The 1520-nt window shown below is 67.2% G+C and carries 1 protein-coding gene and 1 pseudogene; one reads left to right on the top strand and one right to left on the bottom strand.

The genetic code is table 11. The features are described from left to right. Positions 1-255 precede the first annotated feature (255 nt). The gene (locus BG60_RS36090) at positions 256-987 is read right to left on the bottom strand and encodes a HisA/HisF-related TIM barrel protein (RefSeq protein ID WP_008354328.1); all 732 of its coding nucleotides are present in this window, start codon (positions 985-987) and stop codon (positions 256-258) included. Positions 988-1000: 13 nt separating this feature from the next. Here BG60_RS36090 and BG60_RS36085 point away from each other — a divergent pair. Beyond that, positions 1001-1520, top strand: a pseudogene (locus BG60_RS36085) (ATP-grasp domain-containing protein); the annotation flags it as partial.

Genomic DNA, 1520 nt, shown 5'->3' with positions numbered 1-1520 from the left:
AGACCGACGCGAGACCGGGATCCGGCGACTACTGGAAGGAAAGTGACTACCGCCCGCACAGGGGCAATGCTAATAGACCGACGCGAAACCGGGATCCAGCGAAACCCCCGCCGGGAAAGGCGAAAAAAACTGCTCCGCATTGCAACACACTGTCACCCATGAATCACCATATGCAACACCTGCTTCCCAAACGATTACACCTGAAACGCGCCCCGAAAGCCGTTGGCATAAAAATTGAGTTCGATGCCAAGGAAGTCAGAAAGAAGCCCCGCGATGCACATCGCCCTGAGATAAGGAGCCATCGTGAATAGCGGAAGCGACGAGCCAGGCAGAAGCGCCGCTGCGCTCGGCGAGCGCGAGATCATCGGCATGGCGGATTCCACCCGCGCCGATCACCTCCCGCGCCCCGGCGAGCGCCCGCACGTCAGCGAACGTGTCGAGATCGGGCCCGCCACACGCGCCCACATGATCGAGCGTCATCACGATCACGCGCGACGGCCACCATCCGCTCTCGCCATGCGTCGCCCCGAGCGCGCGCCCGCCGCGATAGTCGAGCGAAAGTATCGGCTCGAAGCCGCAAGCCGATGCCTCGGCGATCGCGCCGACATCGACGAGCGTTTCGGTGCCGAACACAGGCAGGATCGCGGCAGGCGCCGCTGAACGCGTCAGCCGCAAGACGCGTTCGACGAAAGCGCGCATCGGCAGAAACGCGGTAAAGCCCGCGTCGAGCCAGATGCGCAGGCCGTCGCCGAGGGCATCGCAAATCGCGGCGAGCGCGGCATCGTGCGCGCCGCGCGAAAGGATCGCGCCCAGATCGGCGACGTACAACGTGCGCGCGCCGGTCGCGGCGACGAGCGCGCGGGCGATCGCAACAGGATCGCTCGTCGCGCACAACGAGGACTGGATCGGCCGATAGCGCGAACGCTCGCCGCGCACCGCGCGCACCGCGTGGCCGTCGAGCAGATCGAGAACGGGTATCACCTGCATGGATGGCTTTCCTTTGACCAAGATCTTTGTATTCGAGTATCTCACCGGCGGCGGCATCGATCCGGACGCGGCAGGCGCAGGCAGCCTCGCCGATCTCTCCGCGCTCATCGTCGAAGGCCGCGTGATGCGCGACGCCATCGCCGCCGATCTGCGCGCGCTGCCCGGCATCGACGTGACCGTCGCAAGCTCGCGCTTCGAGCAACTCGACGGCGCCAGCGGCTACGTGCGCGCGCATCCGGGCGAATCGCTCATCCGCTTCGTGGCCCGCGTGGCGCGCGAGCATGACTATGCCTGCATCGTCGCGCCCGAGTGCGACGGACTGCTGCTCAAGCTCTACGACGCCGTCGGCCAGGCGCGCTGGCTCGGCTGCGCGAAGGAAGCGATCCGCGCGGCATCGAGCAAGAGCGCGACGGCCGCGTGTCTCGCCGCGCGCAGCATCGCCGCGACGCGCGCGCTCGAACCGGAAAACGCGGCCGCCGCAATCGGCCGGCGCTGGGTCGTCAAGCCCGACGACGGTGCGGGCGGCCTCGATA

This window comes from Caballeronia zhejiangensis, from assembly GCF_000698575.1.
Classification (GTDB): domain Bacteria; phylum Pseudomonadota; class Gammaproteobacteria; order Burkholderiales; family Burkholderiaceae; genus Caballeronia; species Caballeronia zhejiangensis.
The sequence above is the reverse complement of the archived record's forward strand: the minus strand, read 5'-3'. Positions and strand labels throughout refer to the sequence as shown.

Bases quoted from the DNA above. Each gene is read 5' to 3' on its own strand.
- BG60_RS36090 (WP_008354328.1), bottom strand. From the start codon at position 987: ATGCAGGTGATACCCGTTCTCGATCTGCTCGACGGCCACGCGGTGCGC.